We start from the raw sequence: 15,707 nt of genomic DNA on the forward strand, positions 1-15,707 counted from the left end.
AATCTCATTCTCAGTCAGAAGGTGGCAGTTTATGCAAACAGTTCCGGAATCGGTGTCGGGTCGCTGACCAGATGCGACGGACGACCTTCCGGTGTGTAGAGCATTTTGTCAGGGTCGATGCCCATCTTTGTATAGATGGTCGAGACAAAGTTTTCCGGCGAAAGCACGCGTTCAACAGCGGAGTAACCGGCTTTGTCGGTCGCTCCGAGAGCGAGTCCGCCGGGTGTTCCGCCGCCGGCCATCAGGACGGACATCGCGTTGGACCAGTGATCACGACCGCCGCCGGGATTGATTTTCGGTGTACGACCGAATTCACCCAGTGCCAGTACCATGGTCGTATCCAGCAGACCGCGTTCGTCCAGGTCTTCGATCAGAGTCGCGATGGTGTTTTCAAAGGAAGGCATGCGACCACGGAACGTCTTGAACAGACTGCCGTGATTGTCCCAGCCCCCTTCGTACAAGGTGACGAATGGCACGCCGGCTTCGGTCAGACGACGAGCCAGCAGGGCACGTTGACCGAATGAGTTTCGACCGTATTTATCGCGTAACTCGTCAGACTCGCGATCAATTTCAAAGGCCTTCTGTGCTTCGGTGGAAGCGACCAGGCTATAGCCCTGCTCATAGTATTCATCCAGGCTGAGCACCGGATCGCCGGCGACTTCGTCCCGGATGCGCTTCAGCTGATCGACCTGCTGACGCAGATCGCGGCGAGTTTGATAGCGGGTGTCGGTGAGACCACTGGGAAGAGACAGGTCCCGCACGCGGAAGTTGGATGAATTCGGATTGTCCGACATCACAAACGGGGCGTACTTGGCTCCCAGGAAGTTCGGTCCGCCGGAACGTGACATGCGGGGCATGGAGAAATAGGCGGGCAGATTGTTGGTTGTTGGTTTCTGATGTGCAACCACGGAGCCCATGCTGGGATGGAAGCTTACAAACGCGCCACAGCCGACTGGAATTCGCGGTGGAGCACCGGTCATCATGTAATGGTTACCAGCCCCGTGGTTCCCCTGGTTATGGCGGATGGATCGGATGACCGAGCATTTATCGAAGATCGACGCCAGACGCGTCATATGCTGCGAAAACTGGACGCCGGGCACCTTCGTGGAAATCGGGTTGAATTCGCCGCGAACTTCAATCGGTGCTTCCGGTTTGGGATCGAAGGATTCATAGTGCGAAGGACCACCGTCCATCCAGATCAGGATTACGCTCTTCGCGGTGGCTTTCGGACCCGGAGCAGCGGTGCCTTTAGCCTGGGACTGCAGGCGAAGTAAGTCTACCATTCCCAGACCGGTCATGGCACCGAGGCCTAGCTGCAGGCAATTTCGTCGTGTGATTCCATTGCAATTCTTTGAAACATTCATCATTTCTGATCCTGTTGGTAGTGATGTCAAATAATGATTCCTGGTGGAGCAGGGGAGCTTTAGTTTTTGAAAAGGTATTCCGGTGTATTGAGCAGTGCCCACATCAGGTCTTCAATAACCTGCTGTCGGTCAGCCCCTTCCTTTTCAAACAGGGAGCGCCCCAGTCGTTTTTCTTCCAGACTCGGATATCTCGCATAAGCGGTCAGATAAATCTCTTCTACGATCTGATCGGGCGTCATTTTACTCTTGGCCCATGCGGCACTGTTACCTTTACCGGATTGAATCCGGGCATACAGGTCACGTGAATTCATCATATGCAGGACCTGCACGACAGTAGTATCAGCCGTGCGTTCGCAGGGCGGATCCTGGTTGGGATCGGGACGGCCGAAGGAGTCGAGGAAGACCGAACTCACGCGATGCGTCCAGATCTGTTTAGCCGTTGAATCCTCGGGCATGGCTGAAAATGAGTCGGGCACGCCGATCATTTCGCTGACGCTGTCCAGCAGAACTTCTGCACGCAGACGCTGACGATAATGTCGCGAATAATTTCGCGTATCACTCACGTTGGTTTCGTTGGGTAAGGCACTCAGTGCGTAAACATGAGATGTCACAATCGTCTTGATGTATTTCTTTAAATCGAATTTCTGTTCCCGGAAATGTTTGCCCAGCGCTTTGATCAGCGGCTTGTTGGACGGAGGATTGCTTTCTCGGAAGTCGTCAATCGGTTCGACAATACCGCGTCCCATCAGATCGGCCCAGACGCGGTTGGCATTCACTTCGGCGAAGAAATGATTTTGGGGTGAAATAATCCAGTCTGCCAGTATTTCGCGTGGATCCTGATTTTCTTTAATCTCAGGCACTTCTCCAAACAGGGGGCGGGGTGGCAGGACTTCGTTGGTCAGCGGATGACGCACGCTGCCGGAATTCGCTGTGAAAATCAGCTCTTCTGAACCGGAAATCGGGGCCGAGATCCCGCGGCCTTTACGGCCGATTTTGGCGAAGTAGGCCGCGAAACTGTAGAAATCTTCCTGACCCCAGACTTCGTTGGGGTGGTGATGACACTGGGCACAGCTCAGTCGAATTCCCAGAAAGAGCTGACTGACAATTGTAGTGAGCTCTTCGGGTTTGCGACGATCACGGAACATGGTCACCGCACCGTTGTGCCACGTGCCACCTTGGGCGGTCAGCAATTCATGCGTGAACTGATCGAGGGGTTTGTTCTGGTGAAACGACTGGCGAATCCAGGCATCATAACTCAAGACGGTCTTGATCCCCACATGATACGGATTGGGTCGCAGGAGATCAGCCCACTTGTTGGCCCAGTGATCGCCGAACTCGGGCTGTTCCAGCAGATAATCGACCAGCCGTTCCCGTTTGTTGGGAGAAGGATCCTGCAGAAATGCCCGGGCTTCTTCCGCTGTCGGGGTTCGACCGATGACATCGATGGAAACGCGACGCAGATAAGTGGCATCGTCAATGGGTTCAGAAGGTTTCAGTCCGTATTTCTTCAATTTGTCCCAGACCAGACCATCAATGAAATTATTGCGAGGCAGCCTGGCGTAGAAGCTGTCCGGGACTGTATTATCAGAAGGAATGGTGACGCTCAGGGAAGCGAATTTTCCCATGTAGCGGGCCATGATCGAGGCTTCACCCATCAGCGAACCCGCGGTCACCAGTCCGTGCTCATCGACGGAAACATACACACTTTCGCTCGACATGTATTCGGCGAGGTCCGTCACATCGCGGGTGGACCCATCATTATAATACGCGGTCACCACCATCTGCTGTTTTGTTTCAGGCTGCATGATCCGCTCGGTCGGTTCCGCCGAGATCTTCACAAGCTTCGGTGCCTCAGCAACAGAACGTGTGGCACCTTCCGCAATCCACTGTTCGATGATGTTGTAGTATTTGCTGTCTTCCGGCAGCTTTTTACCACCGCCGTGCGGAATCTTGCCGGCTCCTTTGAGCAGCACCAGGCTCTGATCGGGAGCCAGGGGTGAAGCACGGCGACCCCGTGATTCCTTCGTTAATGCACCGTAATCAAATTCAGGATCGAAGGCGAACATCGACAATTGAAATCCACCCTGACCGCGTTGTTTTCCATGACACGCACCACTGTTGCAACTGAATCGGGAAAACAGCGGATGCACATCGCGTTCAAAATCAAGCAACGGCTGCTTATCGAAATCTTTGACTTCGACGGGCACTTTGATTTTTACAGCGCCATCGGTGACCGTTACTGTCGCCGTTCCGTTCGAGACGGGTTCGATCACGCCGGCGGCATTCACCTGAATCACAGCGGGTTGATCTGACTGAAACTGCACTTCGCGTGTCAGGTCGATGCTTTGTTTATTATTGACGCCTGTCACCAGTAACTGCTGTCGTGCGCGTTGACCCGTCAGTTGTACTTTTTCAGGATAGACCTTCAGACTTTGCTGCGAATTCTCAGCGGCCCGCACAGAAACGGCGGAACACAGCAGCAGACAAGCCAGACAATGATAGAGAAGAGATTTCATCTCGTTGTTCTATCCCAATTCAAAAGGTAGGAGACGCAATGCGGTTTTGGCGGTAATCAGTGCTACGAGGAAAGTATAGGCAGGGCTGCAGGCACATTTAAAAGCAACTCGTGAGCACTCATCGTTGCGCTTCCTCGTGCCTGCAAGTATATATTGTCTCTTATATTTCCTAATCGTCAACTATCATTTAACAACTTTATTTATGAAACACGTCTTAGGATACCTTCTCTGAGTGGCAAAAACTACCCCATATCACAGAAAACGGACCGCTTGTACACGCATCCATGGCTTGAGATCGACGATTATCCGGCTTACACCATCTTTTCCAGCTCTGATTTTACGTAACCGATGCGGTCGGTGATGGCATAATTTTCATTCCAGGGCTGAGGGAACAGAATCGCCTGCCCGCCATGCTCCCGGAACAGGTCGACGTTCTTATGCTGATCGTCAATCAACACGACATCTGGTTTTGCCAGCAGATATTTCTGCGTACCGATCATAAAGTCCATGAACAGGGGTTCCTGAAAATGCTGTCTGAGCCATTCGACTTTCGCAGAAGCACAGGCGGCACTGCGACTGGGGGATGTGCTGATCGTAATGGGAGCCGTCTGTTTCAGCAGAGCCAGCAGTTCCTCCAGCCAGGGGTAGGGAGGAAACTCCGACCAGAAGCGTCCGCCAACAGAATCGACGGGTTTCCAGAATTCATCTTTTGTCATTCCCAGTACGCCCGCGTAGTTGCGTTCACCGGGAGGCCACTGTTCCAGCAGATGCCCCTGATCATGTAACTCCAGAATGGCACCCATGAAATCGGAAATCACGCCATCCATGTCCAGTAAAATATGTCGTACAGCCATGCTGATTTTTCACTCCGGGAAGAAACTTTGATGATAAAACGGTATGATTACCCTTTGAGCATATAATAAACTGAAACTGACAACCATCGTCTTACTGACCGTTTTTATTACTGGTGAACTGAATGACCAACTGGATTCCGCTGGGAAATGCATATGAAATTTCTCCCGGCTCGCGTAAAGCCTATACCGTCCAAGGAACCGAGATCGCCGTGTTCCATGTTGCAGAGGGAGATCAGCCGGGCACCTTTTACGCCATCGACAATTCCTGCCCGCATCAGGGCGCGTCCCTGATTGAAGGCGAAGGTTGTGGCACGGAAGTGACCTGTCCCCTGCATGACTGGAACTTCGATGTCGCGACTGGTGAGTGTCACGACTTTCCTGACTTTAGCCTGACCCGCTTTGAACTCAAAGTAGAGACAGGCGTGTTAATGGTAAATGGTGATGCCTTTGGTGAACCGGGACCACCGCAGAATCTGTTTCTGGTTCGCTACGGTGCCATGGGCTGGGTCGATCACTTTTCTGCAGAGCCGGAAGACGACTATCCGCACCGGACTGCCGTCCTGATTGAAACCAGTCGCGGAGAAGAAGTCGGCGAGATACTTTCGGCTGCAGGCCAGATGGAAAAACCACCGACTGCCGCCGGTACCATTATCCGCGAATTCACCCCCGCTGACCAGTCGACATTATCCAGCCAGGAAGATGTGACAGCGCGCGTCTTTCAGGAGTGCCAGACCCTGATTCAGGAACGGGGCATGCCGACCGAAATCATCGACTGCGAACAACTGTTTGATCAGCAGACCGTCGTGCTGTATTATCTGGGAAGCCGCATGCCGGCGCTGGAAATCCTGGCACAGGAACTCAATGCCAACTACGCGTGGCGGATCGTGTTTCATCCGGTTGATGAAGCGCCTGCTGCCTCCGGCTGTTCCAGTGGCGGTTGTGGCTGTGATGATAAGTAAACTACCTGCCTGAAAACTCCCCCCGCAATTTGTTCCAACACAGAAAACGGAAGACATCATGAGCACCCCCATCAATCGCCGCTCTTTTCTGGGTACTTCACTGGCAGCGACCAGCCTGGGCCTGGCAGCTGCCGACTCTGTCACCGCCGCCGATCAGGAATCAGCAAAACCCTCAACAAAACCGAAGCCGATTCAGAACGAAGTCATTCTGCACGCCCGCCAGGTCGCACTTGATATTCTCAAGCCCAGTCAGAAACAGCTGGAACATGGCCTGGAACTGCATGCAGAGTCGCTCGTCTTCGATTCGTACGGCTTTGCACCCCGCGCTGCCGTCGATGGGGAGCGCCTGGCGGAAGCCATTAACAACCATGCGTCGACCGCGGAGATCCAGGACCTGCGGGAAGACATGTCGATGACCCGCTGTGTAACCGATCCCGCCGAGCAACGTGAATTCAAAGAAGCCTTCGATGCTTCCGGCGTAACCTGTATTTTTCAAAACGCGGGCGAAGAAGGGCAGGACCCCATGCGGCTGATGAAGCGACTGGCCCGCTTCACTTTTACCACCGACATGCTCTCCGACTTTGTTTTTAAAGCAGTCACACCGGAAGAGATCGTGCAGGCCAAACTGGAAGGCCGCCACTGTCTGTACCTGACAGGAAACGGCGTCCCTTTAACGCAACAGTGGGAAACCACCACCGACGAAATGAAATACATGCGGATCTTTTTCCAGTTGGGCATTCGCATGATGCACATGACTTACAACCGTCGCAACATGCTGGGCGACGGCTGTGCGGAACCGGCCAACGCGGGTCTGAGTGACTTCGGTCGGACCGTCGTGGCGGAAATGAATCGACTGGGCATCATTCCCGATGTCGCACACTCGGGCTGGCAGACCAGCCTGGAAACGGCACAGGTCTCGAAAAAACCGGTCGTCGCCAGTCATTCGACCTGCGCCTCCCTCCACAAACATATCCGCAGTAAACCCGATGAAGTCATCAAGGCCATTGTCGAGACGAATGGTCTGATCGGCATCTGCTGTATTCCCCGCTACCTGGGCGGTAAAGGGGATATCAGTGCGCTGCTGGATCATGTTGATTATGTGGTCAAGAACTTCGGGATCGACTATGTCGCCATTGGAACTGACGTGTCTTATACCTCGCGCAATAATTCGCTGGAGCGTAAAAAAGTGCCCCGCGCCCCGCGGTCGCGGACTGCCTGGCGCAGCCTGTGGCCCGACGATCCGTTTGTGGAGACTCCCGAAATGCGAACCAGCGTCTCCTGGACCAACTGGCCTCTGTTTACGGTTGGCCTCGTCCAGCGTGGCTACTCTGATGCCGATATACAGAAAATTATTGGCGGTAACGTCTTACGTGTCTGTCAGGAGTCTCTGACTTGAACCCTGTTTTGCTGCTTCACCCTGCAACGGATCAACCACGATGCGAGTTTTAATAACAGGTGCCGCCGGTTATGTCGGTCGCTATTTCGCCGCGCACTGGCAATCGACGGAAGACCTGGAACTGGTGCTGGCAGACATTCATCCTCTTGCCGATGATCCACGGTTTATCACTCTTGATCTCACAGACGCCAAACAAACCCGCGCGGCGCTGGAAAACATCGATGCTGTCATTCATCTGGCAAAACAGGCTGACGAAGGCCCGATGGAAGGAGATGAGTTAAACGGAAAACGTTTTGACGTGAACGTGAAAGGCACGTTTAACCTGCTGGAAGCAGCCCGTGCTGCCGGCGTGAAACGCTTTATCTTTACCAGTACGGTGATGACGGTACTGGGATACACAGCACCGCAATGGGTGGAATCGGATGCACCACCTCTGCCCGTGGGTTCGTATGCACTCACAAAACAGCTCTGTGAAGTCATGTGCCAGCATTATGCACGCGCGTATGACATGTCGATTATCTGCCTGCGGATCCCCAAGCCGATCGACCTGGAACACCCTCTCTGGAAAACGCACCCGCTGCGCCCTCAATGGGTGCCTTTTCCTGACCTGCTGCAGGCGTACCAGAAAGCACTGACCGCCGAGATCTCGGGCTGCGAAGTCATTACCATTGTCGGCGAAAGCTCAAAACGCCGCTGGGATCTCAGCAAAGCAGAAAAACTGCTGGGCTATCGACCGACCCTCATTCCGGAAGAACTGGGCTACGCCATGGGAACCGAAGATCAGCCTATTCCGACCGAAGACCATTATGCCTGAACCAGAACCTTCTGGTTATTGTTCTACGCGACAGTAGGGCAGGCTCTTCTCGAGCTTGGCAATTCCCTCTTCAGTGATTTCAGTACCATCGATATACAGCGTGCCCAGATTTTTCATCTTCTTGAGAGACGTGATGCACTTGTCACTGACATCCGTATTCCGCAGATTCATATCCACGATATTTTCGAGGACTTTGATCTCGGAAATACCGGCATTGGTGATCTGCGTATCGTTCAGTTCCAGCCACTCCATATCTTTCATTTTGATCAGATACTTCAACCCGTCGTCCGTGATTTGCGTATTTCGCAGCCACAGTCGCTGCAGGCGGGTCAAGCCTTTAATCTGCTTGAGACCTTCATCGGTAATCTGAGTATCGCGCAGGAGCAGGACACGCAGTTTTTTCAGCGTCTTCAGATGAGCCAGTGCATCATCTGTGATCTGTGTTTCAGACAGCCCCAGCGTTTCCAGACTCTTTAAACCGGATAGATGAGCCAGACCGTCTGCTGTAATTTCGAGCCCTGTCAGAAACAGTTCTTTCAGGCTGTCCAGACTTTTCAGATGCTTCAAGCCGGCGTCTGTCACTTTAGTCCGCGACAGATTCAGGATTTCAAGATTTGACAGCTTCTTGAATTCTGCCAGGCCGGAGTCAGATACGGGAATCCCATGCAGCGTGATCTCACGCAGACTCTTTAAAGACTTGAGATGCACCATCCCGTCATCAGTCACTTTGGAACCGGACAGGTCCAGTTTTCGCAACTTGGACAGGCGTCCCAGATAAACCAGTCCTGCATCCACCAGCTTGGAACCGGAAAACGAAACCTGCGAAATGTTGCCGTTGTAATCCATCTTCAAATTTGCACTGATTTCTTTCAGTGACTTGATATCCGTTTCCAGCGTTGATTCCTGGGGAACTTCTTCCTCTGAACCGGTGGCAGCTTTACTCATATTGTTCGCCTGTTTCGAATTGGTATTTCTGACTCAAATCAGGCTACTTTCACTTTGAACCACTATTCATCAGTGCAGTTTTTCCCGATTTTGTTTCTAACACTCGCCAATTCTAATATACACATAATCCCAAAACTTCGCATGTGAACGGACGATTTTTCTTCGGGAATACTGGTCTGATAGTGCGCGGAAAAGCACGACCTGGCGACATCGAACGTGTACAGGCATCACAACGGGTGTAGAACCGCCTTGATTCCCGTGAAATGCGGGCGGCTTTGGAGACGGTCTGCCTGCGCCTGCTACTTGACCTGCTTGCCAAACAGCAGAAGTTCATCAAAATTGCCGGTATCATCGAATGAGCCAATACCCACACGTCCGGTCAGGAAAGTTTTGTCCGTGGCGGTCATCACGGGCTCATCCATATCATCAAAATAAATCTTGATCGAACCGGATTTCTTATCCCGTACCACGCGGGCATGATGCCATTCATCGTCCCAGTCCGTACCGGCTGTGGTTTTTGTAGAGATCTTCGTCCGGGGCTTGTCGTTGACGATAAAAATCTGGTTGGCATGATCGTCCATTTTTTTGCCGAAGTGCACATAATAAAAATGGGCATCATCCTGGTATCCGAAAAACAGGCACAAGTCGCGATGTCCATAATCGGGAATCGTGGACTGCAGTTTGACATCGAAAATAAAATCACTGACATCAAAGTTTTTCAGCAACGCGCGATTGTAAGGCGAACGCACGGGGGGCTCGAATTTGCTTCTTTTTTTCGTCAGGCTGAAGACATGATTGTCTCCCTGGTGAATCATCTTCCAGGCTTTGTCATCGGTCGGCTCCCAGTGGTCGGCTTTGCCCGATTCAAAGTTCTCATGAAACAGCAGAGGCAACCCCTGCATCTTCTGGGGAACCTGGTCCGGCTCATACGTTTTCAGCGGCGCAGGTTCTTTCGCCGACAGAGCAGGATGACTGGCAGAAGAAATCAGCATCAGACCCGTAATCAGGCTGGCGATGGTCAGAATACGTAACATGGATTGGCTCCCGTTCTTGAAATAAGCGCTGGCGCAGGACTTTGTGTATTGCCAGAGATGCACTGCGAAAAAGGACTGCGTTTCGATGAAACTTCAGTTCCTGGGGCGCATCACAATTTAACCGTAGCATCTCCCGATCTATTTTACCCGGTCCAAATGGGCTTGGAGACGCGATAATAAAACTGGACATAGCCTATCAGACAGGATTGCCCATCTTTTTTCAAGCATCAGGGGTAACCTGGGCAGGAGGCCGCGGACCGGGCTCACCATTTCGCCCCCGCAGAGGCCGGTTACCCGGACGGCCACCGGGGCCATTAAAGCGACGCTCTTTCATGTCCTGCATACGTTCCTTTACGCCTCCCCGGCGAGGGCCGTCAAACTGATTTTTCAGATCACTTTCAGGGATGAAATCACCAATCAGCTGCTGCACCTCACGAGAACGCTGATGAATCGACTGCCGGACCTTTTCGGGTAACTGAGTCTGCAGGTATCTGTATTTAAGCTTTTCCTGCATCTCATCAGGCGGATAACGCATCAGGTGATCTTTCGATTTGCTATCCAATGACTCGAAAAACTGCTGTAACTTATCTTCAGGCGGCTGAATGGCATCCAGCTCCTGCTTCACAGACATCATCAGCTGATGGACCAGCCCCTTGGCTAAGAAGAATGTGACCATCATGCGTTTCCGGTCGGAATCAGCTGAGCGTAGCTTGCCCCTGAAACCACGGGCATCTTCATTCTCCCGCAACGGATTCTTTTTGTCATCCAGCAGCTCAAAGATCTGATCAACGGTTTCCGGGGGAGGCCAGGCTGATCCATTTTTGTCTTCATCCTGTTTTTTAAAGCGGACGGCAGTCTGTAATACTGCCAATGAGCGTGCAAATTCTGAAAGTTTCTGTTTTGATTGCGGATATTCTACGGGTACCGGCAAACTGCGTTCGATGATGCCGATCACTTCCTGGAATTTCTCAGGATCAGAATGCTGCCCCCAGAAGATGAAAGCCAATGGAGGTCTTCTTAAATCCAGATCCATAATTTTGGCGAGCTCATATAAATTCCTGCCACTTCTGCGGCGGTCGGGGGATGCCTGTCGCGAACGGTATTTACGGATCAACTCCATTCGCTCCTGCGTCGTTTCGGCTTTTCGCAAATCTTCCTGTTCCCAGGGAGAGAGAGTTTTGACCCACTCGTCATAAGCGTGCATCACGCGATTGAGTTCCGGCTGACTGCGGGTGGCTTCATGCAGTTTGCGCAGACGCTGCTGTTCTTCAGGGGACAGCTTCTGGAATTTTTCGTAGTTGCGTTTTAACTGCGCCCGTTCGGCGGGAGTCATCGCTTCGATCTTTTTGCGATTCTCCTGTTCCGATTCATTTTCCGAATCGGCAGCTCCCAGCAGTACCACCACACAGACCACCAGCCCGCAAGCCAGACCAGCAGCGCGCAGCAGCAGTGACCACAGCTCTGACTTGCGTCCTGACACCTGTGAATAATTCCCCTCAGCGTTTTTGCTGTTGTGCGATTTCATCGAACGTTCCTGACTTTTTTAATTCTTCCAGAAACTCCAGACTTTGTACTTCTGAATAAGTATCCAGATTTTCGATAAACGAAAACTCTTCCAGCAGCGGGTCGGCTTCATCGGGAACCCATTGGTTGGTGAGCAGGTAACCGACCATCACGGAGCAGGCCAGTCCTGCTGTCCAGGCTGCAGCGATCGCGGCTCGACGCAACTGCTGCTTTGATTTGTTGCTCAGGAATCCAGAGCGATTCTGTTCTGCTTCCGCCAGCGCTTCCAGTTGCACGGTCTTGATCGTGGAAAGCGTTTTGTCGGTGAATTCCTGAGAGGCTTTTGCGATCGGCAGTTTATCCAGAAGTTCCCAGGTCCGCTCCAGCCCGTCAACGTGTGTGCGTGTTGCTTCGTCTGTCGACAGCGACTGTTCGACTTCGATCGCTTCCTGCTCGGTCACTTCACCATCGAGATAAGCGACCAGCTTTTCGAGTTCCTGATTATTCAATTCTTTTTTCATCGTAGGACTCTAATACGCAGACCTGTTTGAATTACCCATTAATATGTTTTTCCAGTTGAACACGCAGATTTTCGCGCGCCCGCGATAACAATGATTTGACTGCCGCCTCCGAGAGCTTCATCGCAGCGCCGATGTCGGCGTAACTCATGCCTTCAAATTTATGTAACAGAACCGCCATCTGCTGCCGTTCGTTGAGGGTCTCTAAAGCCTGACGCACTACAGCCTGCGTCTCTTTTAATCCTGCCTGACGCGTCGGCATCATTCCCGATTTTTCCACCAGTAACTGCTCTTCGGGACGGATTCCCAGGGGCCCGGAATCCTGAGGACTGAGGGTCACTTCTTTGCGTCGGCCTTTATTCCGTCGCGAGTTGCTGGCCAGATTATTGGCAATCCGAAACAGCCATGTGGAAAACTTCGCCTTGGGTTCATACTTGGCGCGGGACCGATAAATCCGCAAAAATACTTCCTGGGCCAGGTCTTCCGCTGCTTCCTGATTTCCCAGCAGATGACAGAAAATACCAACAATCCGGTCCTGGTAGTTGGCTACCAACTCGGTGAACGCACCTTCATCCCCATCCCGGGCGCGCAACATCAACTGCACGTCAGGGTCGCGTAAGTAGGGTGAGTTCACGATTTCCGTTGTAACCACGACTGACTGCTGACTCCCATCTCTCGGGGTAATTGACCCACATGTACTAAACACGCGGCATCGTAAAAAGTTTCTCACAGAGTTTGGGAGAAACCCGCTTTTTGTCTGTTTCCAAGCAGGATTGTAACCGTTATCGTCGCTAAACTTACAAGTTAACACAAGTAGCCGCCAATAGAAAATCCATTCCTGAACCGCATTCGCTCCTGTTAATTTCGTTGAACAGGTAGTCCGCAGATTTGTCACGGGTATGATAGAAGCAGTCGACTTGATACTCCTTCTGATTCAATTTCCTGCTTCCTGCTGACAAAAGGGCCCTCTGAGGAAGTTTTCATGACTTTAAACACACTGCCTTTGAGTTATTGCACCAACGTGCATCCCGGGTTAACGGTCGCAGAAATCCTGCGCAAACTCGACGAATTCACGCTGCCGATTCAACAGCAGTTAGGTGCCCCCCTGGCCGCCGGTTTGTGGCTGGCGGAACCAGTGATCGAAGAAATTCTCTCAACCGCTGACGGAATCGAACGCTTCGCCGAGGAAATTCAAAAACGCGACCTGACCTGCTATACGCTGAATGCTTTTCCTTATGGAAACTTTCACAGCGAGCGCGTCAAAGAAAATGTCTATCTCCCCGACTGGTCTCAGCCGGAACGACTGGAATACACCCAAGGCTGCGCCCGCGTCCTGGCTGCCTTACTGCCGGAAGGCGTGGAAGGCAGCATCTCGACGGTGCCCCTCGGGTTTAAAAAATTTGAACACGCGCCCGATTTCAGCAAAGTCTGTATTGAACAACTGATCGAACTGGCGACCTTTCTCAAACAGCTGAAAGAAGAAACCGGCCGCACCATCCGCCTGGCGATCGAGCCCGAACCGTTCTGCGTCATCGAATTTACACACGAACTGATTGTCTTCTTCGAGCGACTCTACGAACGTGCCGCCGAAAAGCAGGTGCTGGGAACCGTGCGGGAATACCTGGGGGCCTGCTACGATGTCTGTCATCAGGCGGTGGAATTTGAAGACATCCCCGGTTCGATCAGACAGATCACGCATGCGGAAATCCGCATCAATAAAATTCATATTTCCAACGCCATCGAACTCGATCGCCCCGGCGAGAATGAAGCCGGTCGGGAATTACTGGCACAGTATGCCGAACCCCGCTATCTGCATCAGACAATCGGCAGCCTGCAGAATGGCGACCTGTATCGCATCGTCGATCTCAGTCGCGACTTTCTGCTCGATCCGGACCCCCGTCTGAAAGAAACCGAAAAGCTGCGGGTCCACTTTCACGTTCCCGTCGATGCGCAATCACTGGGTCCGCTGGGAACAACATACCGCGAGTTGCGTCAGGCGCTGGCCACGGTCAAAGAACTGGATTATGCACCGCATCTGGAAGTCGAAACCTATACCTGGGAAGTCCTGCCCGGAGATCAGAAGCCCACGCTGGTCGAAGGATTAACGCGCGAACTGCAGGCCGCCCACACTCTTTTGAATACACTTTAAGTGATGTGATTCAACCATGCGTGAACTATTACTCGAACTGGAAAAAGCAGTCCAGCAGCAGCGCCCTGTCTGTTATACCTGCCTGGTCGAAACCCGCGGCTCAACTCCCCAGAAACCAGGCGCCGCCATGCTCATCTACAGCGATGGTTCGCAGGCTGGCACACTCGGAGGCGGCTGTGTGGAAGCGGAAGTCAAACACCGTGCGTTAAGACTGATTGACGCGGAATCCCCGGAGATCATGACGTTTCAGCTCGATAACGACTACGGCTGGGATGACGGACTGATCTGTGGCGGCCGCATGAAGGTGCTCGTTGATCCCGTCAGATCCGAACAGGACCTGCCCTATTATCGCAGCATGTTACAACTGCTGGAAACGGACCAGGGTTGCACGGAAGCGATTATCATTCCCCCCGAATCTGCAGCAGCGGAGAGTCAACCCGATCGATTTCTGATTGACGCTGAATCAAATATCATCGCATTCCGCGGCTCGCAACAGCCCCCGGCACAGCTGTTTGACGGATTAAAACCCATAAAAAACCGACCACGGCCTTACGTCAGCCAGGGCATTGCCTATCTGACTTTTCATCAGACCTGCCAGCTTGTGATTGTCGGCTGTGGTCACATCGGTCAGAAGGTCGCCGAACTGGCCAGCGATGTCGATTTCGATATTATCGCCGTCGATGATCGCGAAGAATACTGCAACGCCGATCGCTTCCCGACGGCAAAGCAGCTGATTGTCGGCTCGTTTGACACGGCCCTCACCAGACTGTCTGTCACTCCGGACACATTTATCATCATCGTTACCCGCGGGCACAATCACGACGAAGAGGCCCTGGGGCACCTCGCCGTCACAGACGCACGCTACATCGGCATGATTGGCAGTAAGCGCAAAGTGAAGCTGATTTTTGAAGACCTGCTGCGACTGGGAACGCCGCGGGAAGCACTCGCGAAGGTGCACGCGCCACTCGGCTTTGATATCGGTTCACAGACGGTACCTGAGATCGCAATGAGTATCGTTGCCGAGCTGATTGCCTACCGTAACCTGGATGCCCTGCCGGAAGGCTACCAGAGACCAAGCCTGATGGACGACATTAAAACGCCGCATCCCGCCGGTTAACTTTCGTCAGCAGAGCAGGGGGGTAAGATTACTCTTCCCAGTCTTCGGGATCTTCGTATTCCCGGTCCTCGGCAGAGCGGACTTCGTTGGTCTTGGCATCCCCGCGACGGAACACGGCGACCACATCTTCAATCGGGACCACGAACAGCACATTGTCGGGCTCAAAATCCACGGGGATGGCATCGCTGGGGTTGAACAGCACTTTGTCGTATTTCTTGACCGGAAAATCATCATCCCGGGCAATCTGCACGCTGATTTCCACCACGCGTCCGGTAATGTTTGGAATCTCGGCCTTATCGGGAAGGACAATCCCCCCCTTGGTCGTCTGGCGACTTTCGTCTTTACGAATGAGAATTCGCATTCCCAGAGGTTCAACCCAGTCTGACACTAAAAATCTCCCCGCTTATTCAGTTCTAATCAGTTCAATGAACGCGTTACCGTTCCGACAATATGACAGGCTGCCATCAGTCCAGTCTGTGGAAAGGCTAAAATAACCTGTTTGTTCTATGGAATACAATCATAGTCCATGACTCCCCTG

General features: G+C 52.7%; 14 protein-coding genes. 5 read left to right on the plus strand and 9 right to left on the minus strand.

Going from position 1 to position 15,707, the window contains the following annotated elements; translation table 11 throughout:
* Nucleotides 1-29 precede the first annotated feature (29 nt).
* From GmarT_RS28940 to GmarT_RS28950, 3 genes are all read right to left on the minus strand, one after another.
* Nucleotides 30-1,367, minus strand: coding sequence for a DUF1501 domain-containing protein (locus GmarT_RS28940; protein ID WP_002645015.1), 1,338 nt, complete (start codon nucleotides 1,365-1,367; stop codon nucleotides 30-32).
* Between the two features lie 56 nt (nucleotides 1,368-1,423).
* Nucleotides 1,424-3,880, minus strand: coding sequence for a DUF1549 domain-containing protein (locus GmarT_RS28945; protein ID WP_002645014.1), 2,457 nt, complete (start codon nucleotides 3,878-3,880; stop codon nucleotides 1,424-1,426).
* A gap of 311 nt (nucleotides 3,881-4,191) precedes the next feature.
* Nucleotides 4,192-4,734: a 5' nucleotidase, NT5C type gene (locus GmarT_RS28950; RefSeq protein WP_002645013.1), complete on the minus strand. Its 543-nt coding sequence runs from the start codon at nucleotides 4,732-4,734 to the stop codon at nucleotides 4,192-4,194.
* Between the two features lie 122 nt (nucleotides 4,735-4,856).
* Between GmarT_RS28950 and GmarT_RS28955 the strand changes: the two genes are divergently transcribed.
* The 3 genes from GmarT_RS28955 to GmarT_RS28965 are packed head-to-tail and all read left to right on the plus strand — an operon-like array spanning nucleotide 4,857 to nucleotide 7,903.
* Nucleotides 4,857-5,693, plus strand: a complete 837-nt coding sequence (locus GmarT_RS28955; protein WP_002645012.1) for a Rieske 2Fe-2S domain-containing protein — start codon at nucleotides 4,857-4,859, stop codon at nucleotides 5,691-5,693.
* A gap of 58 nt (nucleotides 5,694-5,751) precedes the next feature.
* On the plus strand, nucleotides 5,752-7,089 hold the full coding sequence (locus GmarT_RS28960) for a dipeptidase (protein ID WP_002645011.1): 1,338 nt from the start codon (nucleotides 5,752-5,754) through the stop codon (nucleotides 7,087-7,089).
* A gap of 40 nt (nucleotides 7,090-7,129) precedes the next feature.
* Complete coding sequence (locus tag GmarT_RS28965) at nucleotides 7,130-7,903, plus strand: NAD-dependent epimerase/dehydratase family protein (protein ID WP_002645010.1); 774 nt, start codon at nucleotides 7,130-7,132, stop codon at nucleotides 7,901-7,903.
* 15 nt (nucleotides 7,904-7,918) lie between these two features.
* On the opposite strand, the gene GmarT_RS28970 is transcribed toward GmarT_RS28965, so the two are convergent.
* The 5 genes from GmarT_RS28970 to GmarT_RS28990 all read right to left on the minus strand — a co-directional run bounded on the left by GmarT_RS28970 (nucleotide 7,919) and on the right by GmarT_RS28990 (nucleotide 12,555).
* Nucleotides 7,919-8,848 carry a leucine-rich repeat domain-containing protein gene (locus tag GmarT_RS28970; RefSeq protein WP_002645009.1) on the minus strand — a complete coding sequence of 310 codons (930 nt, stop codon included), beginning with the start codon at nucleotides 8,846-8,848 and terminating at the stop codon, nucleotides 7,919-7,921.
* 299 nt (nucleotides 8,849-9,147) lie between these two features.
* A complete protein-coding gene (locus tag GmarT_RS28975; RefSeq protein WP_002645008.1) occupies nucleotides 9,148-9,882 on the minus strand; it encodes a hypothetical protein in 735 nt (244 codons plus the stop codon).
* Between the two features lie 220 nt (nucleotides 9,883-10,102).
* Nucleotides 10,103-11,407: a hypothetical protein gene (locus GmarT_RS28980; protein ID WP_149303551.1), complete on the minus strand. Its 1,305-nt coding sequence runs from the start codon at nucleotides 11,405-11,407 to the stop codon at nucleotides 10,103-10,105.
* The gene (locus GmarT_RS28985; RefSeq protein WP_149303553.1) at nucleotides 11,379-11,906 is read right to left on the minus strand and encodes an anti-sigma factor family protein; all 528 of its coding nucleotides are present in this window, start codon (nucleotides 11,904-11,906) and stop codon (nucleotides 11,379-11,381) included. Before GmarT_RS28985 ends, GmarT_RS28980 begins: the two co-directional genes overlap by 29 nt.
* Before the next feature lie 31 nt (nucleotides 11,907-11,937).
* Nucleotides 11,938-12,555 carry an RNA polymerase sigma factor gene (locus GmarT_RS28990; RefSeq protein WP_230682395.1) on the minus strand — a complete coding sequence of 206 codons (618 nt, stop codon included), beginning with the start codon at nucleotides 12,553-12,555 and terminating at the stop codon, nucleotides 11,938-11,940.
* A gap of 330 nt (nucleotides 12,556-12,885) precedes the next feature.
* Here GmarT_RS28990 and eboE point away from each other — a divergent pair, with 330 nt between their 5' ends.
* Together eboE and GmarT_RS29000 are read left to right on the plus strand one after the other, a co-directional pair.
* Nucleotides 12,886-14,052 carry a metabolite traffic protein EboE gene (gene eboE, locus GmarT_RS28995; protein WP_002645003.1) on the plus strand — a complete coding sequence of 389 codons (1,167 nt, stop codon included), beginning with the start codon at nucleotides 12,886-12,888 and terminating at the stop codon, nucleotides 14,050-14,052.
* A 16-nt stretch (nucleotides 14,053-14,068) separates the two neighbouring features.
* Nucleotides 14,069-15,169: an XdhC family protein gene (locus GmarT_RS29000; protein WP_002645002.1), complete on the plus strand. Its 1,101-nt coding sequence runs from the start codon at nucleotides 14,069-14,071 to the stop codon at nucleotides 15,167-15,169.
* A gap of 28 nt (nucleotides 15,170-15,197) precedes the next feature.
* Here the strand turns inward: GmarT_RS29000 and GmarT_RS29005 are convergent, their stop codons facing one another.
* Nucleotides 15,198-15,557 (minus strand): co-chaperone GroES, encoded by a 360-nt coding sequence (locus GmarT_RS29005; protein WP_002645001.1) that lies wholly within the window; start codon nucleotides 15,555-15,557, stop codon nucleotides 15,198-15,200.
* Nucleotides 15,558-15,707 lie beyond the last annotated feature (150 nt).

The organism is Gimesia maris (genome assembly GCF_008298035.1).
Lineage (GTDB): Bacteria > Planctomycetota > Planctomycetia > Planctomycetales > Planctomycetaceae > Gimesia > Gimesia maris.